Annotated in this window: 23 protein-coding genes and 1 riboswitch; of the genes, 2 read left to right on the top strand and 21 right to left on the bottom strand. The window is 44.0% G+C overall.

Features of this window, described 5'->3' with window-relative positions; translation table 11 throughout:
• Window positions 1-22: 22 nt before the first annotated feature.
• The 7 genes from PG766_RS09135 to PG766_RS09165 all read right to left on the bottom strand — a co-directional run bounded on the left by PG766_RS09135 (window position 23) and on the right by PG766_RS09165 (window position 6,906).
• Window positions 23-814: a TrmH family RNA methyltransferase gene (locus tag PG766_RS09135; RefSeq protein ID WP_118198877.1), complete on the bottom strand. Its 792-nt coding sequence runs from the start codon at window positions 812-814 to the stop codon at window positions 23-25.
• Between the two features lie 31 nt (window positions 815-845).
• Complete coding sequence (locus PG766_RS09140) at window positions 846-1,535, bottom strand: response regulator transcription factor (protein WP_008370100.1); 690 nt, start codon at window positions 1,533-1,535, stop codon at window positions 846-848.
• The gene (locus tag PG766_RS09145) at window positions 1,528-2,685 is read right to left on the bottom strand and encodes a sensor histidine kinase (protein WP_055249057.1); all 1,158 of its coding nucleotides are present in this window, start codon (window positions 2,683-2,685) and stop codon (window positions 1,528-1,530) included. The genes PG766_RS09140 and PG766_RS09145 overlap by 8 nt, the downstream gene beginning before the upstream one ends.
• 169 nt (window positions 2,686-2,854) lie before the next feature.
• Window positions 2,855-4,042 carry a methionine adenosyltransferase gene (gene metK / locus PG766_RS09150; RefSeq protein WP_008370096.1) on the bottom strand — a complete coding sequence of 396 codons (1,188 nt, stop codon included), beginning with the start codon at window positions 4,040-4,042 and terminating at the stop codon, window positions 2,855-2,857.
• A 139-nt stretch (window positions 4,043-4,181) separates the two neighbouring features.
• Window positions 4,182-4,281: riboswitch (SAM riboswitch) on the bottom strand.
• 102 nt (window positions 4,282-4,383) lie between these two features.
• Window positions 4,384-5,676 (bottom strand): UDP-N-acetylglucosamine 1-carboxyvinyltransferase, encoded by a 1,293-nt coding sequence (locus PG766_RS09155; protein ID WP_008370094.1) that lies wholly within the window; start codon window positions 5,674-5,676, stop codon window positions 4,384-4,386.
• A 267-nt stretch (window positions 5,677-5,943) separates the two neighbouring features.
• Window positions 5,944-6,444: a shikimate kinase gene (locus PG766_RS09160; protein WP_195502156.1), complete on the bottom strand. Its 501-nt coding sequence runs from the start codon at window positions 6,442-6,444 to the stop codon at window positions 5,944-5,946.
• A gap of 66 nt (window positions 6,445-6,510) precedes the next feature.
• A complete protein-coding gene (locus PG766_RS09165; protein WP_055249050.1) occupies window positions 6,511-6,906 on the bottom strand; it encodes a hypothetical protein in 396 nt (131 codons plus the stop codon).
• Window positions 6,907-7,458: 552 nt separating this feature from the next.
• Here PG766_RS09165 and PG766_RS09170 point away from each other — a divergent pair.
• Complete coding sequence (locus PG766_RS09170) at window positions 7,459-7,920, top strand: GNAT family N-acetyltransferase (protein ID WP_270203717.1); 462 nt, start codon at window positions 7,459-7,461, stop codon at window positions 7,918-7,920.
• Between the two features lie 18 nt (window positions 7,921-7,938).
• Entirely contained in the window at window positions 7,939-8,598 is a 660-nt protein-coding gene (locus PG766_RS09175) for a DUF2185 domain-containing protein (protein WP_270590748.1), read from the top strand.
• A gap of 167 nt (window positions 8,599-8,765) precedes the next feature.
• Here PG766_RS09175 and PG766_RS09180 read toward each other — a convergent pair whose 3' ends face one another.
• The 14 genes from PG766_RS09180 to PG766_RS09245 form a co-directional block, all read right to left on the bottom strand.
• A complete protein-coding gene (locus PG766_RS09180; protein ID WP_117557502.1) occupies window positions 8,766-10,967 on the bottom strand; it encodes a DNA topoisomerase III in 2,202 nt (733 codons plus the stop codon).
• 20 nt (window positions 10,968-10,987) lie between these two features.
• Window positions 10,988-12,940, bottom strand: a complete 1,953-nt coding sequence (locus tag PG766_RS09185; protein WP_270590749.1) for a diguanylate cyclase — start codon at window positions 12,938-12,940, stop codon at window positions 10,988-10,990.
• Window positions 12,941-13,303: 363 nt separating this feature from the next.
• A complete protein-coding gene (gene atpC, locus PG766_RS09190) occupies window positions 13,304-13,705 on the bottom strand; it encodes an ATP synthase F1 subunit epsilon (RefSeq protein ID WP_008370075.1) in 402 nt (133 codons plus the stop codon).
• Between the two features lie 12 nt (window positions 13,706-13,717).
• Window positions 13,718-15,109, bottom strand: a complete 1,392-nt coding sequence (atpD, locus tag PG766_RS09195) for a F0F1 ATP synthase subunit beta (protein ID WP_008370073.1) — start codon at window positions 15,107-15,109, stop codon at window positions 13,718-13,720.
• Window positions 15,110-15,139: 30 nt separating this feature from the next.
• Window positions 15,140-16,006 carry an ATP synthase F1 subunit gamma gene (gene atpG, locus PG766_RS09200; protein WP_022220234.1) on the bottom strand — a complete coding sequence of 289 codons (867 nt, stop codon included), beginning with the start codon at window positions 16,004-16,006 and terminating at the stop codon, window positions 15,140-15,142.
• A 10-nt stretch (window positions 16,007-16,016) separates the two neighbouring features.
• The gene (gene atpA / locus PG766_RS09205) at window positions 16,017-17,528 is read right to left on the bottom strand and encodes a F0F1 ATP synthase subunit alpha (protein ID WP_008370069.1); all 1,512 of its coding nucleotides are present in this window, start codon (window positions 17,526-17,528) and stop codon (window positions 16,017-16,019) included.
• A gap of 36 nt (window positions 17,529-17,564) precedes the next feature.
• Window positions 17,565-18,110 (bottom strand): ATP synthase F1 subunit delta, encoded by a 546-nt coding sequence (atpH, locus tag PG766_RS09210; RefSeq protein ID WP_008370066.1) that lies wholly within the window; start codon window positions 18,108-18,110, stop codon window positions 17,565-17,567.
• On the bottom strand, window positions 18,098-18,613 hold the full coding sequence (atpF, locus tag PG766_RS09215; RefSeq protein ID WP_008370063.1) for a F0F1 ATP synthase subunit B: 516 nt from the start codon (window positions 18,611-18,613) through the stop codon (window positions 18,098-18,100). The genes atpH and atpF overlap by 13 nt, the downstream gene beginning before the upstream one ends.
• Window positions 18,614-18,653: 40 nt before the next feature.
• The gene (atpE, locus tag PG766_RS09220) at window positions 18,654-18,920 is read right to left on the bottom strand and encodes an ATP synthase F0 subunit C (protein WP_117557506.1); all 267 of its coding nucleotides are present in this window, start codon (window positions 18,918-18,920) and stop codon (window positions 18,654-18,656) included.
• Window positions 18,921-18,984: 64 nt separating this feature from the next.
• On the bottom strand, window positions 18,985-19,704 hold the full coding sequence (gene atpB, locus PG766_RS09225) for a F0F1 ATP synthase subunit A (protein ID WP_022220233.1): 720 nt from the start codon (window positions 19,702-19,704) through the stop codon (window positions 18,985-18,987).
• 14 nt (window positions 19,705-19,718) lie between these two features.
• Window positions 19,719-20,114, bottom strand: coding sequence for an ATP synthase subunit I (locus tag PG766_RS09230; RefSeq protein ID WP_117557508.1), 396 nt, complete (start codon window positions 20,112-20,114; stop codon window positions 19,719-19,721).
• A gap of 20 nt (window positions 20,115-20,134) precedes the next feature.
• Window positions 20,135-20,365 (bottom strand): AtpZ/AtpI family protein, encoded by a 231-nt coding sequence (locus PG766_RS09235; RefSeq protein ID WP_022220232.1) that lies wholly within the window; start codon window positions 20,363-20,365, stop codon window positions 20,135-20,137.
• Window positions 20,366-20,596: 231 nt separating this feature from the next.
• Window positions 20,597-21,094, bottom strand: a complete 498-nt coding sequence (locus tag PG766_RS09240) for a tRNA (cytidine(34)-2'-O)-methyltransferase (protein WP_117557510.1) — start codon at window positions 21,092-21,094, stop codon at window positions 20,597-20,599.
• Window positions 21,087-22,124: an AIR synthase-related protein gene (locus PG766_RS09245; RefSeq protein WP_243002806.1), complete on the bottom strand. Its 1,038-nt coding sequence runs from the start codon at window positions 22,122-22,124 to the stop codon at window positions 21,087-21,089. The genes PG766_RS09240 and PG766_RS09245 overlap by 8 nt, the downstream gene beginning before the upstream one ends.
• Between the last annotated feature and the right edge of the window lie 24 nt (window positions 22,125-22,148).

Here is a 22,148-nt window from a genome sequence, read left to right on the forward strand (position 1 = left end):
TGCGCTTGATTTCCCCTCATCACTACCGTCGCTGTCTTGCCGCCTCGAACATCAGAACCGAAGATGCAACCGCCGCATTCAGTGATTCTACCTCTCCACACATCGGAATCTTGATATAACACTCTGCTACATCTGCCACTTCATCCCGAAGTCCGTTACCCTCATTTCCAATTAAAAATGCTGTCCCTTTTGTGTAATCCTCCTGATCGTAGCTGTTCTTTCCTTTCAGATGTGCCGCATAGGAATGAATCCCGGCTTCTGCAAGTACTTCCAGAGTTTCTGGCAAATGCTCTACATACACAAACGGCATTCGGTAAACCGATCCCATCGTTGAACGGATCACCTTGGGATTATAAATATCCACACAGTCGTGACTCATGATCACGCCGGTTACGCCTGCCGCTTCCCCTGCACGGAGAATGGTTCCCAGGTTTCCCGGATCCTGCAGATTATCCAGCACCATCAGAAGCGGTTTCCTTCCCTGCGCGTCCAGATCCAGCATCTCACATATCTCACAGCTCCTCTGCTCCATCACAAGCAGGATCCCCTGTGGTGTCTTTGTATCTGACACGTGGGAAAATACATGATCTGACAGGATTTCCAGCTGTCTTCCCCATGCCGAAAGTCCCAGCTCTTCTCCATATCGGCTGTAAAACTGCTCCGATACATAAACCTCTCTCACCTGCGCACGCGGAGCTTCCCGGTACATCCGGATCCCTTCTACGATATAGACGCCTTCTTCATCACGTGCCTTTCTCTTTTTCTGCCATGTAACAAGCTGTTTTACCCTGGCATTTCCTGTACTGGTTATCATACTGTAATCTCTTTCCTTTTATTCTTTTTCATTACATCTTGAAACGATATCCCACACCCCAGATTGTCTCAATATACTGTGGGTTTGAGGTATCATATTCAATTTTCTCACGGATTTTCTTGATGTGCACAGTTACCGTTGCGATATCTCCGATGGATTCCATATCCCAGATCTCGCTGAAAAGTTCATCCTTGGTATATACATGGTTCGGATGACTGGCAAGGAAGGTCAGAAGATCAAACTCTTTTGTTGTAAAATTCTTCTCCACTCCGTTTACCCACACTCGGCGTGCAGTGGTATCAATCTTAAGTCCACGGATCTCGATCACCTTATTCTCTTCCACGGCACTTCCGATCAGCCGCTCATAACGTGCCAGATGTGCTTTTACCCTTGCCACCAGCTCGCTTGGACTAAACGGCTTGGTCATATAGTCATCAGCCCCAAGTCCGAGTCCTCTGATCTTGTCGATATCATCTTTTTTCGCAGATACCATGATGATCGGTGTATTCTTTTCCGCACGAACCTTACGACAAATCTCAAAGCCATCCACGCCCGGAAGCATCAGATCCAGGATCACCAGATCAAAATCACCGAAAAGCGCCTTATCAAGCCCTGTCTGTCCATCATTTGCAACCTCTACTTCAAATCCACTCAGCTCCAGATAATCTTTCTCCAGATCTGCAATACTCTCTTCATCTTCTACAATTAAAATCTTACTCATTTATCGGTACCTCCTGATATTTTCTGATTACAAAATACATCACTGTGCCAACACCTTCCCGGCTGGTCGCCCAGATTTTGCCACCGTGATCTTCAATGATCTTCTTCACGATCGAAAGACCGATTCCGCTTCCGCCCTTGGATGAATTCCTTGAAGCATCCGTCCGGTAGAACCGGTCAAATATATTCGGCAGATCTTTCGCTGCGATTCCTTTTCCGTTATCCTCAAGCTCTACCTGAATAAAATCACCTACGTCTTTTACCCGCAGATTGATCAGCCCGTGCTCTCGTTCCATGTATTTCAAAGAATTGCTGACAATGTTGTTGATCACTCTCTTTAACTGTTCCGGATCTGCAATGATCTTCTGATCACCCTCTACATAATTGAAATAACCAAACTCTACATTCTTTGAATCCAGCTCCATCTCAATATCTTCGGCACAGTCATTGAAATAATCGTTGACTGAAAGCGGTGCAAAGTTGTACGGGATCCGGTTTGTATCGATCTTCGCATATAAGGTCAGTTCGTTGATCAGCGTATCCATCTCATTCGCCTTATTATAAATGGTTCCGATATATTTTTCCATCTTCTCCGGCGTATCTGCAACCCCGTCACGGATTCCTTCCACATAGCCCTTGATCGCTGTGATCGGCGTCTTTAAGTCATGGGAAATATTGCTGATCAGTTCTTTGCTTTCCCGGTCACTCTTCAGCTTCTCCTCTGCATTATCTCTCAGACGGATCCGCATCTTTTCAAATGCCTGCATCAGCCGTCCCATCTCATCATCTTTTTCCGGCTTGATCTCAAAATTCAGATTGCCTTCTTCTACGTTCTGCGCTGCTTCCTGCAACTTGTGAATCGGACTGATGATACTTCCATAAATCCACACCATCATGATCATCGCTGTAAATGCCAGAATCAGGACTACTGCGATACATGCGCTTATAATAAACTGCTGGATCTCCGGCATATCTCCCAGCACTCTGATGGATTTTGCAAAATCTTTATATTCCTCACCGGTAATTCCATAAGTATGCTCAATGACTCCGATCTGATAACGCGCAATTCCAAATATAAATGCCGTTGTCAGGATAGTCGGTATCATGATCATCGTCACAAAAGAAATCACCAGTTTCGTCCTTAGTTTCATGCTATATTCATCCTCCATTCATCGTGCACGCCCGGTTATGAGGTCCGTATGGCGCTCACGCAAGTCTGCCTGATAACTAATAGCATATCATAAAAACGGGTGCTTCACATCAAAGCACCCGTAAAATTTTCTAAATTTTTTCTAAAACGATCAAATTCAGAACCTGTTATTAAAGATATTTCTTCAAAGTATCCACTTTATCCAACTTCTCCCATGGAAGATCCAGGTCGTTACGTCCAAAGTGTCCGTAAGCTGCTGTCTGTTTGTAGATCGGACGTCTCAGATCAAGCATCTTGATAATTCCAGCCGGACGAAGGTCAAAGTTCTCTCGAACGATTTCCACAAGCTTATCATCTGCAATCTTTCCTGTTCCGAAAGTATCTACCATGACAGATGTCGGCTGTGCAACACCGATTGCATAAGAAAGCTGGATCTCGCATTTTTTGGCAATTCCTGCTGCTACGATATTCTTAGCAACATAACGTGCTGCATAAGCTGCTGAACGGTCTACCTTTGTACAGTCTTTTCCTGAGAAAGCTCCACCGCCGTGACGCGCCATTCCCCCATAAGTATCTACGATGATCTTACGTCCGGTAAGGCCGCTGTCCCCATGTGGTCCACCGATCACAAAACGTCCGGTCGGATTGATGAAGAATTTTGTATTCTCATCTACCATATCTGCCGGAAGGATTTCATCAAAAATGTATTTTTTCACGTCTTCATGGATCTGTTCCTGTGAAACATCCGGATCATGCTGTGTAGAAAGTACTACTGCATCAAGGCGGGCCGGAACTCCATTTTCATCATATTCTACTGTTACCTGTGTTTTTCCATCCGGACGAAGATATGGAAGTGTTCCGTTCTTTCTTACTTCTGTAAGACGTCTTGCAAGTTTGTGTGCAAGAGCGATCGGATAAGGCATATATTCTTCTGTCTCATCAGATGCATATCCGAACATCATTCCCTGGTCTCCTGCACCGATTGCTTCCAATTCTTCATCTGACATCTTGTGTTCCTTTGCTTCAAGAGCTTTATCAACACCCATGGCAATATCGCTTGACTGTTCGTCAATTGCTGTCAGAACGCCACATGTGTCAGCATCAAATCCGTACTTTCCTCTTGTATAACCAATTTCACGAACAGTATCACGAACGATTTTCTGAATATCTACATATGCATTTGTAGTAATTTCTCCCATTACCATAACAATTCCTGTAGTCGCGCATGTCTCGCAAGCTACACGGCTCATTGGATCCTGCTCCATAAGTGCATCCAGGATCGCATCGGAAATCTGGTCGCACATCTTATCCGGATGTCCTTCAGTTACTGATTCAGAAGTAAATAATAATCTCTCCATCTTTTTTCCTTTCTTTTCTTCTTTGTATCTGCCTCTCTTATCTCTGGAATAATGAAAATCGACAAACAGAATTTCTCTTCTGTCTATGCAAATTTAAAGGTCAGCCCCAAAGGACTGACCTGATATCTCATCATCAATCCTCTTATTGTTCGATTGCTCGCTCAGGTTGGCACCTTCCGGCTTACCGGGGTTGCCGTGGCTTCGCAGGTCCTTTGTACCTCCACCACTCTGAATAAGAGAAAGCGTATTTAATTGTTACCGCTACACATCATAACACTGTCCATAGCTTCCGTCAATATACATTTTGGGAAATATGTTCTATCAAAACAGGAATTCCTGTCTTAACCTACTTTTAACTTGAATTTCTGGATCTCACGTTCTGTAGAAACTCTCTCGATCACTGCGCCGAGACTTCTGAGCTTCTCTTCAAAACGTTCGTATCCCCTCTGGATATATACGATGTCATCTACGATCGTAATGCCATCTGCGGCCATTCCTGCAATCACAAGTGCTGCTCCTGCACGAAGATCCGGTGCACTGACCCTTGCTCCCGAGAATTTATCTACGCCTTCGATAGTCGCTGCATTGCCTTCAACCTTGACATTTGCACCCATTCTTGCAAGTTCTGAAAGATATTTGAAACGATTCTCGAAAATACTTTCTGTAATCGTGCTTGTCCCTTTACAAAGAGCAAGTGTAACACCAATCTGCGGCTGCATATCTGTCGGGAATCCCGGATATGGAAGAGTCTTCACCTGTGTATTATGAAGATCTCCTTTGGACACAACACGCACTGCATCATCAAATTCTTCTACTTCACATCCGATCTCAACAAGCTTTGCAATCGTAGCTTCCAGATGCTTCGGAATAACATTCATAACAGTCACATCACCTCTGGTTGCTGCTGCCGCAAACATAAATGTGCCGGCTTCGATCTGATCCGGAATGATAGAATAATCTGTCTTATGAAGGCGGGATACACCGCGGATCTTAATCACGTCCGTACCTGCTCCACGAATGTTCGCTCCCATACTGTTCAGGAAGTTTGCCACATCGACAACATGAGGCTCTTTTGCCACATTCTCAAGGATCGTAAGTCCTTCTGCCATCGATGCTGCCATCATAACGTTGATCGTAGCTCCTACGCTTACCACATCAAAATAAATGTGCTTTCCGATCAGACGCTCTGCTTCTGCGATAATCTTGCCATGCTCGATATCCACATAAGCACCAAGCGCACGAAAACCTTTCAGATGCTGGTCGATCGGACGGCTTCCGATATTGCATCCTCCCGGAAGAGCGACTTCTGCTCTTTTATACTTACCAAGAAGTGCTCCAAGCAAGTAATAAGATGCACGGATCTTCTTGATGTAATCATATTCTATATCAAAATTTTCAATGTTGCTTCCGTTGATTCTGACTGTGTGCCGGTCAATACGGTCAACCTCGGCACCAATTCCACTGATTGCTTCCAGCAGAACGTTGATATCGTTGACATCCGGAAGATTATCGATAGTAACTGTCTCATCTGTCATAATCGCAGCTGCCAGAATTGCCAGTGCTGCATTCTTTGCTCCACCGATCTCGACTTCGCCGACCAGCGGATTGCCACCCTTAATAATATACTGTTCCATTTCGCACCTCAATTAACGATTTCTTTCCCTCTGAAATATATCCTGTTCTATACTTCTGTCAAACACTCTATTCATACTCTTTATTATTTCATGAATAAAAAACCTCATACTTTTTATTCTTTCCAGATCTCTCAGGATTTGTATGAAGCTTTTTGTATAATCCTCTATATCACATATCAGTATAGCATATTTCTATATCCATTGCAAAATTATTTATCTTGCCTTCTTCATTTTCGTAAAACTTTTGTAATAATTTCTTTAAAAAATTTATTGATTTTCCAAAACTTCCATTACATTTTCAATGGTTTCTTCCAGCTCCAGTCCATCCTCTGAAACAGTAATATCTGCATATTTTTCAAATAATACTACTCTTTCGTCATATAGATCCTTCAGCGTCTGCCCGTCCCGAAGTGCAACTCCCCTTTTCTTTGCATTCTTCAGTCTGGAATTGATAACCTCAAATGACGCATGCAGATAAACAATGGTTCCGATCTCTTTGTAATGCTTCATTGCTTCTTCACAGTAAACTACGCTTCCTCCCGGGGAAATCACCGCATGTTCCGCTTCCACATCACGATTGACCTGATTCTCAATACTTAAGAATCCGTCCAGACCTTCTTCTGCGATAATCTCCCGCAAAAGTCTGTTCTCCTGCTTCTGAATCAGCAGATCTGTATCAACAAACTCGTATCCAAGCCGCTTTGCGACTACCACTCCGACGGTACTTTTTCCAACTGCCGGCATTCCGATAAATATAATATTCTTCATATGTACCCTGGCCCACTCCTTACCGAAACTGTGTTTCAGATGCTGTCATTTTTATATCGGACGATATTATAGCACAAGTCCTGTGCATGAAGCAACTGTTTTTTCCTGTTGCCGCCTGCCTTTTCCTCTTCTTTCCATCAATTCCTGGTACATCAGGATTTCTACGATCTCCCGGATCTGTTCCGGAGTATAAGTCTCTTTTTCCCATTTTTCCTGTTTCATAACCTGTTCATACGCCCTACGACACATCAGGCACAGCTGGAGCTTATCCGGGTACTCATCATAGATCATGCTTCCTTCATATTCCTGGCGGTCGCATTCTTCCTGTATATATGGAAAAATCTTTTTTGCTGTTGCCGGATACATACTTTGCAGGTATTCCCGGTCGCGCTTCTGGATTTTGTCTTCGTCAAATGCGTATGGAATCGGATACATCATATAATAAGGCAATCTCAGGTCCATGTCTGGCACTTCCATTTCTTTTTTCTATGCTTTAGTGTATGCGGTATGGGGGTGTGGGGTTCCTGGGGGGTGTGGAAGGGGGACGATTTTCGGGCAATCCTGTTTCCGGGGCGGATTCGGAATGTAACAGGGAGGTAACGGGGAAGGAAGCGGCAAGTGGCGGCACCGGACAGATTCGCCCCGAAATCTGATGATTTCGCGTCTCAGGCTGTCCTCACCAGTCGTGCGGGAGTCACGGCTGGTGTCCACCTCTTGCCGCTTTCTTCTCCTAACTCCCTGTAACGTTCCTGCATATGCCCTGGAAACAGGATTGCCCGAAAATCTGCGTGCTCCAAGACGGGAGGGGTGCCCCGGAACTCTACTCGCGAAGTTGAGTGTTGTTCAGGACGGGCGCCAGGCGGACATTTGTCCTGTGGCTTGGGATATTGTGTGGAGATTTATTTTACTGGATTTTGGTTGTAAAAAGGACATATTCTATATTGAAATAATTGGGTTTATGGTATACTGAATTATAGGTATATATTTTTTCATGCTTTACGAGGGAGGACATATATGGATATAATTATCAGACCTGCGGAAACCAGTGATTTTGACAGTGTAGTACATATCCTGAATCAGGTTCAGGCTTTGCATGTGAACTGGCGGCCTGATATTTACAAAGAAAGTAAGGATTTTTTCTCTTTGGATGCTTTTCAGGATGCTTTGGATAAAGAAGCTTTTTATGTTGCCGAATCAGAGCACAGGATTATTGGAATTCTGGAGCTTACATACCGGCATATTGAATTTCCTTCGATGCTTACCCGTGATGTAATTTATATCGATACAATGGCGGTTGATGAAAATTACAGAGGTATGGGTATCGGACATCATTTTTTTGAAATGCTAAAGGACTTAAAAAAAGAGAAACATTTTGATGGCATTGAATTACAGGTAAACGCTAAAAATGTTGCTGCATATGAAATGTACAAAAAATATGGCTTTACAGAAAAATCAATCAACATGGAATTATTATAAGTAGTGAGGTGCAAAGTTATGAATAATGAAATTGTGAATGCTATGGAGGAACTTGAAAACTGGTTGGCTGATCCGACTGAACTGGGGCGGAAACCGGCGAAGATTGAGTATACAGCTTCTTTTGAGGATGAGGATGGGATCAAATGTATGATCTTTAAATTCAAGAAATCTTTCTTTGGAAAATGGCTTCTTGGAATCGTCAGTGAATCCGGAACCTTCAGTGAGATGAAGGAATACAATTCTGCCACAGAAACAGAAAATGCAAAAGCATTGCTTCATATTTTAAAAGAATACTGGAAAAAAATGGCAGAAAAAGAGCAGGGATTTATCGAAATTCCGATTGAAAATCTGATCGAATGGGACGAGCCGAATGGGGAAGGTTGTGTCGTTTCCGATAAGATCACAAAAGAAGGCTACAAAGTCGGCTATATGCTCCGCGAAGAGCCAACAGAAGGGAATCCGGACAGTGGCTGGAGATTCATGGCTGGCAATGAAGATGACGAATATATGGACAATCCGGATAATCATCATGTCTTTGCACTCAACACCATCTGCAATTACGACAGCGATATTATCCCTTATCTTCATGCCAAAATCGGATCTGCTTTCATACGTGTAGATGAGTCCCATTTTGAAAAATATCATGAATTTAAGCCTATGTTCATCCAAAAGCAATAAATAAGTAAAAATAAACTCTGTTTTTCCCACTTCGCCACAACATCCTCGTCTGCCAATGCACAGGCGTGTGGAAGGTTTGACTTTCCGGTTCCGTTTTGTACTACAGCCATCAAGTCAATGAGACGCACCAGAAAGCCAAACCTTCCACACGCCATCCCATTCGCCACCTACAACTTAATCTTAGCCAGCGCATCCGCAAATGGATTATTCACCGGCTCATCCTTCTGCTGTCTTAAATATTTCTGCACATCCTTCTTGCTGACTCCCGCACCTTCTTTCTTCCGTCTCTCCTGGAACGATGTCAGCTTCTCCTTATGTCCGCAGACACACACAAAAATCTGTCCATCCCCTCTTCCTTTCAGCTGCATCTTCTTGTGACACACCGGACATCTCGCATTCGTTGTCCGTGATACTGTTTCGCGGTATCCGCACTCTCTGTCCTGACAAACCAGCATCTCACTGTTCTTTCCTTTCACTGCAAGCATTCTCTTACCACATCGCGGACATTTACTATTTGTCAGATTATCATGCCGGAACGTTCCTGCTCCCGCCTTAATCTCAGAAACCACCTGATCCGTATATTTATCAATATCCTTCATAAAATCCTTCCGCGAAAGCTTTCCCTTCGCAATCTGCGACAAACGCATTTCCCAGTCTGCTGTAAGTTCCGGCTGTTTTAACTCTTCCGGCACAAGTTCCAGAAGCTGCTTCGCTTTCGATGTAAGATAGATATCTTTTCCACGCTTTTCCAGCAAAAAGCTTTTAAAAAGTTTTTCAATAATATCCGCTCTTGTCGCAACCGTTCCCAATCCTCCTGTCTCGCCAAGCGTTTTCGCCATCGCTTTGTCATGGCTTTCCATATAAGCCGTCGGGTTCTCCATTGCTGACAAAAGTGTTGCTTCATTAAAATGTGCCGGTGGCTTCGTTTTACCTTCTGTCAATGACAACACAAGTCCTTTAATCTCCTGTCCTTTTTCCAGTTCCGGCAGTGTCTGTCCCTTCAAACCCTTTCCAGACTCATACGCTTCTTCCTCTTCTTCATCCTCATCTGAATAGACTTCCTCTTCATAAGCAGCCCGCCATCCCTGCGCTTTCACAATCTTTCCAGACGCAAAGAAAGTTTCACCGCCAACCTTCACCATAATCTGTGTCTGCTCATACTCAAATGACGGATAAAGCACAGCAAGAAAACGCCGTACAACCAGATCATAAATTTTCCGCTCTTCATTTGTCATATGACTCAGATCCACAAACTGCTCCGTTGGGATGATCGCATGATGATCCGATACCTTTGCATCATTTACAAAAGCAAGCTTTCCGCTCAGATCCTTTTTCTGCGCTGTCATTGCAAGCTTACGGTACGGTCCTGTACCACACGCCTCCAGACGGTCCTTGATCGTCGGAACAATGTCTTTGCTCAGATATCTGGAATCCGTTCTTGGATAGGTCAGCACCTTATGATTCTCATACAGTCTCTGCATGATATTCAGCGTCTCTTTCGCCGAATATCCAAACCGCTGATTGGCTTCTCTCTGCAGCTCTGTCAGATCATATAAAGGCGGTGCATACGTTTTTTTCGGTGTTTTTTTAATCTCTTCCACTACCGCTTTCTGTCCATCCAGCTTTTTCATCAGTCCGGTCATTTTCTCTTTATCGAATGAGCGATAACTCTTTGACTTCTGATCCTGCCATGTCAGCATAATATTTTGTCCTTTTGCGATCATTCCATAATAACCTTCCGGAACAAAACTACGGATCTTTTCTTCTCTCTTTGCAATCATTGCAAGCGTTGGTGTCTGCACACGTCCACAGGAAAGCTGCGCATTATATTTACAGGTCAGTGCCCTTGTTGCATTGATTCCAACCAGCCAGTCTGCCTCGGCACGGCACATTGCAGCATCGTAAAGCGAATCATACTCATGCCCGTTCTTCAACTTTGCAAAACCTTCTCTGATTGCCTTATCCGTTACAGATGAGATCCACAGCCTCTTGATCGGCTTTTTGCTTCCTGCTTTTTCCAGAATCAGCCTTGCTACTAACTCTCCTTCTCGTCCTGCATCCGTAGCAATGATAATCTCATTCACATCCTTGCGGTGAATCTGTGTTTTCACCGCTGCGAACTGTTTTCCGGTCTGCTTTATTACTTCAAGCTTAAATGGAGCCGGCTTCATCGGAAGCACATCCATTTTCCACTCTTTATATTTTTTATCGTAATCTTCCGGATCTGCCAGCGTAACCAGATGACCAAGTCCCCAGGTTACAATATAACGCTCTCCTTCAATTGCTCCATTTATCTTTTTCCCACATTTAAGTACGCGCGCAATATCACGCGCAACAGAAGGTTTTTCTGCAATTACAAGTGCCTTCATTCTGTCTTTTCTACTCCTTTTTATTCTTCTGCCACTTCCATCATTGTCTTTAATTTATCCTGCGCTTCGGTCATACACTGGAGTAACAGTGGGTTAAATGTACCGCATTCACCATTCCTGATCATTTCCAGTGCTTTTTCATGCGAAAATGCCTTCTTGTAAACACGTTCACTCACCAGGGCATCGTACACATCCGCCAGCGATACTACTTGTGCCGAAATCGGAATTTCTTCTCCGACAAGTCCGTCCGGATATCCCTTTCCATCATATCTTTCATGATGCCAGCGGCAAATCTCATATGCAAGCTTGAGCAGCTTTTCATTCCGGTACATATCCAGATTATCCAGCATTTGTGCACCGATCAAGGTATGTGCCTTCATAATCTCAAATTCCTCTTTGGTAAGCTTTCCCGGTTTGTTCAGAATTCTCTCGTCAATTCCAATCTTTCCGATATCATGCAAAGCCGATACTGTTGCAATCAAAAATCTATCTTCCCATGAGAGCTGATATTTTCCTGTCTTTTTCACCAGTTGTTCCAGTAAAAGCTGTGTGATCAGATTGATATGGATCACATGCCGACCGCTTTCTCCGTTTCTGAACTCAACAATCTGACTCAGGATACCGATCAGCATTCGGTTATTTCTCTCTTTTTCGTAAATCTGCCTGGTCACCAGACGGATCAGTCTCCTCTGTTTTGCATATAGCTTGATCATGTTCAGGACGCGTTGATATACGATTTTCGCATCAAACGGGCGGCTGATGTAATCTGAAACGCCCATCTCATATGCCCGTCTGATATAGCTATCTGAATCTTCACTGGAAATCATGATTACCGGAATATCTTCAATCCAATGATTCTGGTTCATCGCAGCAAGAACTTCAAATCCATCCATTTCCGGCATCACAATATCGAGCAGCACCAGTGAAATCCCTGTTTCATACCGTTCCAGTTGTTCCAGACATTCTTCTCCGTTAGCCGCCTCCAGGATCCGGTAGTCCTCTTTCAGGATCTCTTTCAGAATCTCGCGGTTTATTTCCGAATCATCCACGATAAGGATCTGTTGTTTCAGTTTTTCTGATGCAGAATTTTCTTCCTTTTTCTTTCCATTTTCATCCCATTCTGTGACAACCATATTTTTATAATTTTTAGCTATATACATCTGTCTGTCAGCACTGGCAACAGCATCTTCCATATTGCCTTCGCGGAATATAGTTCCGCCGATGCTGACCGAAAGCTGCATTTTCTCATAATTCGGCACAACCGCATCGTGGATTTTTTCCCGGATCAGTTTCAGCTTATCCTCAAAAATATGCTTCTTAATCGAAGGTAGGATCAGTAAAAATTCATCTCCGCCATACCGGATCAGAATATCTGTCTTCCGGATATATTTTTTGATAATGTTCGCAGTCGTTATAAGTGCCGCATCTCCCGCACTGTGTCCATAAGTATCGTTATGGAGCTTAAAATCATCCAGATCGATCACTGCAATTCCGGCTTCATCCTCCATCTTTTTGATCTCTTCTTCAAAAAAACGCCGATTATATATCCCGGTCAGTACATCCGTATATAGCTTTTCATTATATCCTGACAGTTTACTGATCAGCTTCTCATACCCTTCCTGATCAATCTGAATACTCTCATCAAGATTCTGAATCATTTCCATAACATAAGGTCTGCCATCAATCTCAACATAACGCGAGATTACCTGAAATACCTGCGAATCCAGAAATTCAAATTTTATCTTCTGCGTCTGTTCTTTCAGTGCCAGAAGAGAGCTGCAGTTCTTGCATTCCTTGTCTTTTTTCCAGAAAGTGTAACACTGACACGTTTCAGATAAATCTCCTGCATTTATCCGTTTTTCCCGATCCATCAGCATTTTCCCGTCTACCAGTCTGACAACCTGAAACACTTCCCTCAAAGATTCCATCTTTCTTTCCGCTTCCTGCATTGTCATTTGGTCCTGTTTGTTCATCCCTTTATCCTCTCAATTTTATCCTGCCATTCATACTCTTTTTTACGCTATATAATGATGTTGGGGTCAAAAAGTATTTTGACCCCTTTGATACCAGATTGCTACGTGCTTTGGCACTCTCGCAATCCTCAAAAACATTCGTAATCCGCTCATTTTTCTTTGAAAAATGGCTACTTACTCATGTTTTTGGCGGATCAAGAGGTCAAACATCCTCTTGCAAGCAAGCTTGCATCGGCTTTCTGACCTTTTGACCCTGGTATCATCATATAATAAAATTATTATAGGCAAATTCCTCCTTATTGTCCAGTTTTCCTTCATTAAAAAAACCGAAAATCCAACAAAGGATTCTCGGTTTTTAATGCTTTATGACTGAGCTGCTCCAATTCGGGCAACTGCTCTTTTCAGTGCCGCCTCTGCGCGGCGCATATCTGTGCCTTCCTGCTTCGCAGCAATTCTGTCCTCAGCGCGCTTCTTCGCCGCTTCGGCACGTGCCACATCAATTTCATCCGGCCACTGTGCATCTTCTGCAAGCACCGTTACCCTCTCCTGCAGGATTTCTACAAATCCTCCGAGAATTGCCGCTTTCTTAATCTCCCCGTCATTGTGGATTCGCATCACGCATGGTTCAAGAATCGTCGTCAGCGGAATATGCTTTGCATAGATACCAAGTTCTCCTTCAGTACTTACAAATTCAAGGAATTCGCAATCACCCTCCAGAAACTTCTTTTCCGGCGAAATAATGTTAAGTTTAAATTTATCTGCCATAGGACGTCCCTCCTATTTCACACGGGCAAGCACGTCATCGATATTACCTGCATTCAGGAAATATCCCTCCGGAATATCATCATGCTTTCCTTCGAGGATCTCTTTAAATCCTTGAATTGTCTCGCCAATTGGAACATAACGTCCTTCCAGACCTGTAAACTGTGTCGCAACGTGGAATGGCTGGGAAAGGAATCTCTGGATCTTTCTTGCTCTGGATACGACCAGCTTATCTTCTTCGGAAAGTTCATCCATACCAAGAATTGCAATGATATCCTGCAGTTCTTTGTATTTCTGAAGAATTTCCTGTACTCCACGGGCTACTTTATAGTGTTCTTCTCCGACAATGTGTGGATCCAGAATACGTGAAGTAGATTCCAGTGGATCTACAGCCGGGTAAATACCAAGCTCTGTGATCGCACGGGAAAGTACGGTCGTTGCATCCAAATGGGCAAATGTTGTTGCCGGAGCCGGGTCAGTAAGGTCATCGGCTGGCACATATACTGCCTGCACGGATGTGATGGATCCGTTCTTCGTGGATGTGATACGCTCCTGCAGCGCACCCATTTCTGTCTGCAGTGTCGGCTGATAACCTACCGCTGAAGGCATACGTCCAAGAAGCGCTGATACTTCGGAACCTGCCTGTGTAAAACGGAAAATGTTATCAATGAAAAGAAGTACATCCTTTCCACCTTTATCGCGGAAATATTCTGCAAGAGTCAGTCCTGTAAGTCCGACTCTCATACGTGCTCCAGGTGGTTCATTCATCTGACCGAATACCATCGCTGTCTTTTTGATAACTCCGGATTCTGTCATCTCATAGTAAAGGTCATTTCCTTCACGGGTACGTTCTCCTACACCAGTGAATACAGAATAGCCGCCATGCTCCGTTGCAATATTGGTAATCAGTTCCTGGATAAGAACGGTCTTTCCTACACCAGCTCCACCGAACAGACCGATTTTTCCACCTTTCTGATATGGGCACAGAAGGTCAACAACCTTGATACCTGTCTCCAGCATCTCTGTCTGTGTTGCCTGCTCTTCAAAGCTTGGAGCTTTTCTGTGAATCGGTGCGTATTCAACATCCTTCGGAGCCTCTTTTTCATCAATCGGCTCACCCAGTACGTTGAAGATACGTCCGAGTGTTGCTTCGCCAACCGGAACTGAAATCGGTCCCCCGGTTGCTACGGCGTCCATGCCTCGCACCAGTCCGTCTGTCGGTCCCATGGCGATACATCTTACGATATCATCACCCAGATGCTGTGCAACTTCTACCACAAGTTTTCCTCCATCCTTGCGCGTAATCTCAACCGCATCGTTGATCTCCGGCAAGTATCCTTCCGAAAACTTAAGGTCAAGAACGGCACCGATAACCTGGGTAATTTTCCCTATATTTTTATCTGCCATTTTCTCCTCCTTACATACAGAAACCTGTATTTATCCGATCGCCTCTGCTCCGGCAATGATCTCGGTAAGTTCCTGTGTGATCGCACCCTGACGTGCTCTGTTATATTTCAATTCCAAATCATCTATCATCTCTTCCGCATTGCTGGTTGCCGAATCCATCGCCTGCATACGTGCACCGTTCTCACTGGCAACTGCTTCCACAAATGCGCCATACAGAATGCTGCTGATATATTTCGGAACAAGAAGGCTGATTGCCTCTTCCGCTTCCGGTTCAAAGTTCATCGGTGTAAGCTGCGCCTTTGCATCCTCTTCTCCCGCTTCTTCCTGCACCTCTGCCGGAAGGACTTTGATCATCGTCGGAATGTGACTTACCGTATTTTTGAAAAATGTGTAGATCAGATAGATCTCACCAATCTCACCATTTTCAAAATCTGTCAGAAGTCTTTTGGTAATACTCTTCGCATCATCATAGGACGGTTCTTCGATCATCTCTGAATAATCAGCGACAATATCATATCCTTTGTGTTTCAGAAGTTCCAGTCCTTTTCCTCCAATTGCATAGATCCGGATATTCTCCTTCGTAAAGGCTTCGTTTTCAGTCACCATCTTCACTACATTGGAGTTATATCCACCTGCCAGTCCACGATTGGATGTTACAACAATGACTGCTTTCTTCTTCGAATCATCTGCTTTCAGATATGGATGATTGATATTCCCTGCCTTTGCAAGCAGAGAGGTCATTGTTGCATACATACAGTCAAAATACGGCTTTGATTCTTCTGCCCGGGTTCTTGCTTTCTGCAGCTTTACGGTAGAGACAAGTTTCATGGCTTTTGTAATCTGCTGCGTGCTCTGTACACTGGTACGGCGACGCTTGATATCTCTCATAGATGCCACTTTGTATCACCTACCTTGCCTGAAATTGTTCTTTATATTCTCCGATTGCTTTTCTGAGAGCTTCTTCTACTTCTTCCTTCAGCACTTTGTCATTCTTGATAGATTCTGGAATTTCCGGATATTTTGTCTTAATATAATCAAAAAGTCCGCTTTCAAAAGCCAGAATATCTTCTACCGCAATATCAAGAAGAAGCTTCTTAACTGCTGCATAAATGATAATAATCTGGTATTCTACCGGCATCGGCTGGTACTGCGGCTGTTTCAGGATCTCTTTGATCCGGACTCCCTGTGCCAGACGTTCGGAAGTCTCTGCATCCAGTTCCGATCCGAACTGTGCAAAGGATGCCAGCTCACGGTACTGTGCAAGATCAATACGGATTGTACCAGCGATCTTCTTCATCGCCTTGATCTGTGCCGATCCACCTACACGGGATACAGAAAGTCCGGCATTAACGGCCGGTCTGAAACCAGAGTTGAACATCTCTGTTTCCAGATAAATCTGTCCGTCTGTGATGGAAATAACGTTGGTAGGAATGTATGCTGATACGTCACCTGCCTGTGTCTCGATAATCGGAAGTGCAGTAAGTGAACCTCCGCCAAGTTCATCTGAAAGACGGGCTGCTCTTTCAAGAAGTCTTGAATGCAGATAGAATACATCTCCCGGATAAGCCTCACGTCCAGGTGGACGTTTCAGAAGTAAGGAAAGGGTACGGTATGCAGTTGCATGTTTGGACAGGTCATCATAAACGATCAGTACATCATCTCCGTTCTCCATCCATTCTTCTCCCATCGCACATCCTGAATACGGTGCGATGTACTGCAGTGGTGCAAGCTCACTGGCTGTTGACACAACTACAGTTGTATAATCCATTGCCCCAAAGGTCTCCAGAGTCTTAACAAGAGAAGCTACGGTCGAAGCTTTCTGACCGATTGCTACATAAATACACTTTACGCCCTGCCCTTTCTGGTTGATGATCGTATCAATCGCGATCGCTGTCTTACCGGTCTGTCTGTCACCGATGATCAGCTCTCTCTGTCCACGACCGATCGGAACCATGGAGTCGATCGCTTTAATACCTGTCTGAAGCGGTGTATCTACTGACTTACGGGAAATAACCCCCGGTGCCACACGCTCGATCTGACGATGCCTGGTTGCCTGGATTGGTCCTTTTCCATCGATTGGCTGTCCAAGTGCATTAACTACACGGCCAAGCATACAGTCGCCTACCGGAACCTCTACAACTCGTCCGGTTGTCTTTACAGTATCACCTTCATTGATATTCTTATGATCTCCCAGAAGAACAGCACCTACGTTGTCCTCTTCCAGGTTCAGAACCATTCCGTATACTTCTGAAGGGAACTCCAAAAGTTCACCCTGCATTGCATTTTCAAGGCCGTGGACACGCGCAATACCATCTGCCACCTGAATAACCGTTCCGACATCCGATACGTTCAGCTCAGAGGAATATCTTTCAATCTGTTCTTTGATCACAGAACTTATTTCTTCTGGTCTTAAATTCATGGAGCGAATCCACCTTCTTTCTACTAATTCTAACTGCTATACCTGAATTTTCTTCAGGCTCTTTGACAGTTCATACAGCTTTGTCTTAATACTTGTATCCACAACTCTGTCACCGATACGGATCACCATTCCGCCGATCAGAGAAGCATCTACCTGATAATTCATCTCAAAGGATTCATATTTTGTTGTCTGAAGAAGCCGCTGCATGACTGCTTCTTTCTGTGCCTCGCTCAGTTCTACTGCTGTAGCGATATATGCAATCCCGATTTTCTTTTCTTCTTTTACAAGTCCGATAAAATATTCAAATACAGAATCAATCTTGCTGTAGCGCCCTTTTTCGATCATCAGCTTCATCAGCTCTACAATCTCATTTGAAACACGTCCGCGGAAAATCGTCTCGATCATCTGCTCTTTGTCTTCACGCATAACTCTCGGATTTCCGAGAATCTTCTGAAGCTCTGCATTTTCTTCGAGGATCACTCCGATACTCTGTACTTCCTCGAATATCTCATCCATTTTTCCGCAGTCACGGGCAGCTTCAAACAGGGCGTCACCATATACCTTTGATACTAGCTTAGCCATGTCTGTTCTCCCATTTCTTTTAATGTTTCTTCGATCAGTTCATCCTGTACACTGGTATCGATCGAAGCTGCTACTACTTTACCTGCCATTGCTGATGCAATGGAGATCATCTCCTGCTTCATATCATCAAGCGCACGCTTCCGTTCCAGTTCGATCTCATTATTGGCACGTGTGATGATCCTTGCTGCTTCTTCTTTTGCTTCTGCAACAATTTCATTTTCGGTCTTCATCGCTTTTTTCCGTGCCTCACTGAGAATAGCCTGCGCCTCTTTATCGATTTCTTTTAATTTCTGTTCGTATTCTTCTTTGTAAACGGCTGCCTCTTTCCGGTCATTCTTTGCTGACTCCTGTTCATCAGCAACTCTCTGCTTTCTGTCTTCCAGAAGTTTTCTTACCGGTTTGAAAAGCAGATATGACAGAAACGTGAACATGACAAGCATACTGAGTGCCATGACACAGGCATCAAAAAGAAGCTGCGCATCCAGATTAAACAAACGTTCCAAGGCGTTGCCTCCTTTCTCTTATTTTACAGGCAAAACCTTTTTACAGCTTTCCAAGAAGCGGGTTTGCGAACAAGAGAATAAGTGCAATAACCAAACTGTACAGACCTGTTGTCTCTGCTACTGCCTGTCCTAAAAGCATTGTAGACGTGATGTCTGATCTTGCTCCCGGGTTACGTCCTACCGCAGATGCACCATGACCTGCTGCAATACCCTGTCCTACACCAGGACCAATACCTGCGATCATCGCAAGTCCTGCGCCGATTGCTGAACACGCTAAAACTAAAGCTTCATTTGAAATATTACCCATAATAATTTTCCTCCTTAATCACTGCAAACCTGATACTGTCTGAACTTAGATCCCAGTTTGCTTTTTACTCCGCTGACGGCATCTTGTCATTGATATATACCATCGTCAGCATGCAGAATACATATGCCTGAATTGCTCCCGAGAACACATCGAAATAGATGTGTAAAAATCCCGGCCATGCCCATGCGATCTTATACAGAAGACCATAAATAAGTCCCATGATTACAGTACCGGACAGCACATTTCCAAACAGACGAAGTGAGATGGAAAATGGTGCTGCGATCTCCCCGATCAAGTTGATTGGGAACAAGAACGGCAATGGTTTGAACAGGCCTGTAAATGCCTCAATTTTGTTGTATTTGATGTTATTGAACTGAATCAGCACAAATGTGATAAGTCCAAGTGGAAGTGTTACACCATAATCTGCAGTTGGTGGCCGAAGCCCCAAAAGTCCCGAAAGGTTTGCCACAATCAAAAACAAAAACAAAGACCCGATATAATTCCGGAACGCCAGTCCGTTTTTCCCCATGCTTCCTTTTACCATATTGTCAAGCATCTCAACGATAAGCTCGGCAATATTCTGCAGGGTTCCGGGTTTGCCTTCGGCATCGCTCAGCTTAGCTCGGACAACCAACGCAAAAATCAGCAGTAATAACGCTACGATCAATATGCTGACATGTGTAGTGGTGAGCCATAACTCCTGCCCAAATAACTGGAATTTAACGAGACCGTGAATTTGAAAATCCGGCTCCTTAGCTGCCAGCATTCCTAAGCTGTTCCCCACGCGCTCTACCTCCTTTACTTAGATTTTTTGAATTTAGCGAAAAGCTTATGCATAATTGGCTGCAAATATGCCGCAAGCTTTAAACTCATAATTCCTGCAAACAGTGTAAGTACATTCGCAATCCGAAGCCAGCTGACGGCTATAAATACTACAACTACAACCAGATATCTTATCGCGTAAGATTTCTGCATGTATCTCTGTGCTTCCTGTTCTCCATAAAGTACCGCCTCATCCAACGAGTTTTTCATATGGATTACCATGAAAACACCTGCAGCCACCCCGATCCAAAGCCCTGCTGTCATTCTCAGATGATCCCCTGGGATAATCAGACATACAATCTGTGCGATTATTCCATACAGAAGCATAGTGATGATCATATCCTTCAGTACGGTATTGTCTGTCTTACTCATGTTGTTTCATTCCTCCCTGCTCAATTTTTGTTTTTGTCTTCCGGATCTTCATTCGCATGTCTCGCAAGTACCCATGCATTGCGCAGACCTGCCAATACACCCACTATCACCAAAGGGATAAAAACTGGAAAAGAAACCTTCTTTTCCAGCCATGTACCAAAAAAAGTGCATAGCAAAATGGGAACCAGTATACTGATGCCTAACTGACTGATGAGTGCAAAGGTTTTATATACGCTTTGTTTATATTTCATGATACTTATCTCCATTCTCTATATCACTTTCCATTTATTATATCCTTTTTTATGAAATATGTCCACTGGTTTACACACGATTGTATTTTTTCTTATACAATTTCCAAATATTGTCATCACTTTTACCGATAAATGCCATTAAATGCGTTGATTATTTAAAATATTTTATATGGTCATTTTTTTCACAATAGTAAAAGTGCTGCAAAGCGTTTTTAGCCTTGCAGCACTTTTTTATTCATCCCATTCCAGTCTGTGAAGATGTCCTTCTGTATTCATTCCGGCAAACCCATTCTGCCGGAGCGCTTCATATAACACGATCGCAACCGAATTTCCAAGATTCAGTGAACGGATATCTCCGATCATCGGAATCCGGATGCTGTCTTCCTTGTGGTGACAGAGGATTTCTTCCGGAATCCCTGCGCTTTCTTTTCCGAACATGATATAACAGTCCGGTTCATATTTAACATCCGTATAAAGATTCGGTGATTTTGTAGTTGCCATATAAATCTTCGCTCCCGGATTTTTTTCCATAAAATCCCGGTAATCAATATAAGTCGTCACATCCAGATGTTCCCAGTAATCCATCCCTGCCCGTTTCAGGTTCTTTTCATTTAACCGGAAACCAAGTGGCTCGATCAGATGAAGTCTGGTATTCGTCGCCACACAGGTCCTTCCGATATTTCCGGTGTTTGCCGGGATTTCCGGTTCAAAAAGTACAATATTAAGCATTTGCATTCTCCTTCATTTCGTAAATTCGTGCCAGTTCGTCCGGTGCCGGTCTGTCGAGAAATCTTTTTTCTCCCCCACCCCAGATAATCCGCTCGTTTCCTTCTGTTGTGTGTCCGATGATCTCTGCCGGAATACCTTCCCTTTTCAGTCTTTCCTTTAGTTCTTCACCCTTCGGTGTCACCATAAGAACCGCTCCTGTACTGGTAAGCTGGTAAGGATTCAGATGAAATACTTCACAGACTTCAATCGTTTCCTGACGTACCGTCATTTTCTTCATCTCTACCGAAAGACCAATTCCTGCACCTTCTGCCATATCCCAAAGTGCTGCAAGAATCCCTCCTTCTCCGATCGGATGCATTGCTGACACCCCATTCCGGCCGGCAATCTCCATTGCCCTGTCACTGAAAATTTCATCTCTCATATCTTCCAACTTATTTAAGAATCCCGGCGCAAACCGCTCTGCCAGAGCCGCCCCTTCTTCCCGTATGATCCGTAAGGTTCCTTCCATACCAATCCATTTAACCAGGACAATCTCTTCGCCTGCTTTTGCCGATCTGCTTGCAAGCAGCTGTTCTTTTTTTGCCTCACCGTGTGCTGTTACATGAACAATACTCGTCTGGATCCCATTTACACTTTGCGCATCTGCAAAGAAAACCCTGAGACCTTTTTCTTTACATATCTCCGAAATCTCCACCATCATCGCTTTCAATCTGGACTCATAGGCAAACGTCGGGAGCATGATCCGGACACTGATCCCATATGCCCGCGCTCCTCTGGAAGCCAGCTGATCCACTGCCTGCGCTATGGCAAATACTCCAAGATCTTTTTCATTTCCGGCTAATGAAACATCCGTTGCGATTGTGATCCGCTCTTCACTTTCATCTGCTATATAACAGGTTTCCTCCTGTGACGGTCTTAAAAAATCTATACCTTCTATATTATTCTGTATCTGTTTTAAAACCGAACGCCGATAGACGGTCTGTGACACTCTTCCTGCTTTCATACTTTTATCCTCTTTCTGTTCTGCCATTCTTTCCAACAGCCGCCTGCTTTT

Source organism: Coprococcus sp. LG101-27, assembly GCF_027695515.1.
GTDB lineage: Bacteria > Bacillota > Clostridia > Lachnospirales > Lachnospiraceae > Allocoprococcus > Allocoprococcus comes.

Excerpts from the sequence above, each read along its gene's own strand:
- PG766_RS09135 (WP_118198877.1), bottom strand. The coding sequence starts at position 814 with ATGATAACCAGTACAGGAAATGCCAGGGTAAAACAGCTTGTTACATGG.
- PG766_RS09140 (WP_008370100.1), bottom strand. The coding sequence starts at position 1,535 with ATGAGTAAGATTTTAATTGTAGAAGATGAAGAGAGTATTGCAGATCTG.
- PG766_RS09145 (WP_055249057.1), bottom strand. The coding sequence starts at position 2,685 with ATGAAACTAAGGACGAAACTGGTGATTTCTTTTGTGACGATGATCATG.
- metK (WP_008370096.1), bottom strand. The coding sequence starts at position 4,042 with ATGGAGAGATTATTATTTACTTCTGAATCAGTAACTGAAGGACATCCG.
- PG766_RS09155 (WP_008370094.1), bottom strand. The coding sequence starts at position 5,676 with ATGGAACAGTATATTATTAAGGGTGGCAATCCGCTGGTCGGCGAAGTC.
- PG766_RS09160 (WP_195502156.1), bottom strand. The coding sequence starts at position 6,444 with ATGAAGAATATTATATTTATCGGAATGCCGGCAGTTGGAAAAAGTACC.
- PG766_RS09165 (WP_055249050.1), bottom strand. The coding sequence starts at position 6,906 with ATGGACCTGAGATTGCCTTATTATATGATGTATCCGATTCCATACGCA.
- PG766_RS09170 (WP_270203717.1), top strand. The coding sequence starts at position 7,459 with ATGGATATAATTATCAGACCTGCGGAAACCAGTGATTTTGACAGTGTA.
- PG766_RS09175 (WP_270590748.1), top strand. The coding sequence starts at position 7,939 with ATGAATAATGAAATTGTGAATGCTATGGAGGAACTTGAAAACTGGTTG.
- PG766_RS09180 (WP_117557502.1), bottom strand. The coding sequence starts at position 10,967 with ATGAAGGCACTTGTAATTGCAGAAAAACCTTCTGTTGCGCGTGATATT.
- PG766_RS09185 (WP_270590749.1), bottom strand. The coding sequence starts at position 12,940 with ATGAACAAACAGGACCAAATGACAATGCAGGAAGCGGAAAGAAAGATG.
- atpC (WP_008370075.1), bottom strand. The coding sequence starts at position 13,705 with ATGGCAGATAAATTTAAACTTAACATTATTTCGCCGGAAAAGAAGTTT.
- atpD (WP_008370073.1), bottom strand. The coding sequence starts at position 15,109 with ATGGCAGATAAAAATATAGGGAAAATTACCCAGGTTATCGGTGCCGTT.
- atpA (WP_008370069.1), bottom strand. The coding sequence starts at position 17,528 with ATGAATTTAAGACCAGAAGAAATAAGTTCTGTGATCAAAGAACAGATT.
- atpH (WP_008370066.1), bottom strand. The coding sequence starts at position 18,110 with ATGGCTAAGCTAGTATCAAAGGTATATGGTGACGCCCTGTTTGAAGCT.
- atpE (WP_117557506.1), bottom strand. The coding sequence starts at position 18,920 with ATGGGTAATATTTCAAATGAAGCTTTAGTTTTAGCGTGTTCAGCAATC.
- PG766_RS09230 (WP_117557508.1), bottom strand. The coding sequence starts at position 20,114 with ATGAGTAAGACAGACAATACCGTACTGAAGGATATGATCATCACTATG.
- PG766_RS09235 (WP_022220232.1), bottom strand. The coding sequence starts at position 20,365 with ATGAAATATAAACAAAGCGTATATAAAACCTTTGCACTCATCAGTCAG.
- PG766_RS09240 (WP_117557510.1), bottom strand. The coding sequence starts at position 21,094 with ATGCTTAATATTGTACTTTTTGAACCGGAAATCCCGGCAAACACCGGA.
- PG766_RS09245 (WP_243002806.1), bottom strand. The coding sequence starts at position 22,124 with ATGGCAGAACAGAAAGAGGATAAAAGTATGAAAGCAGGAAGAGTGTCA.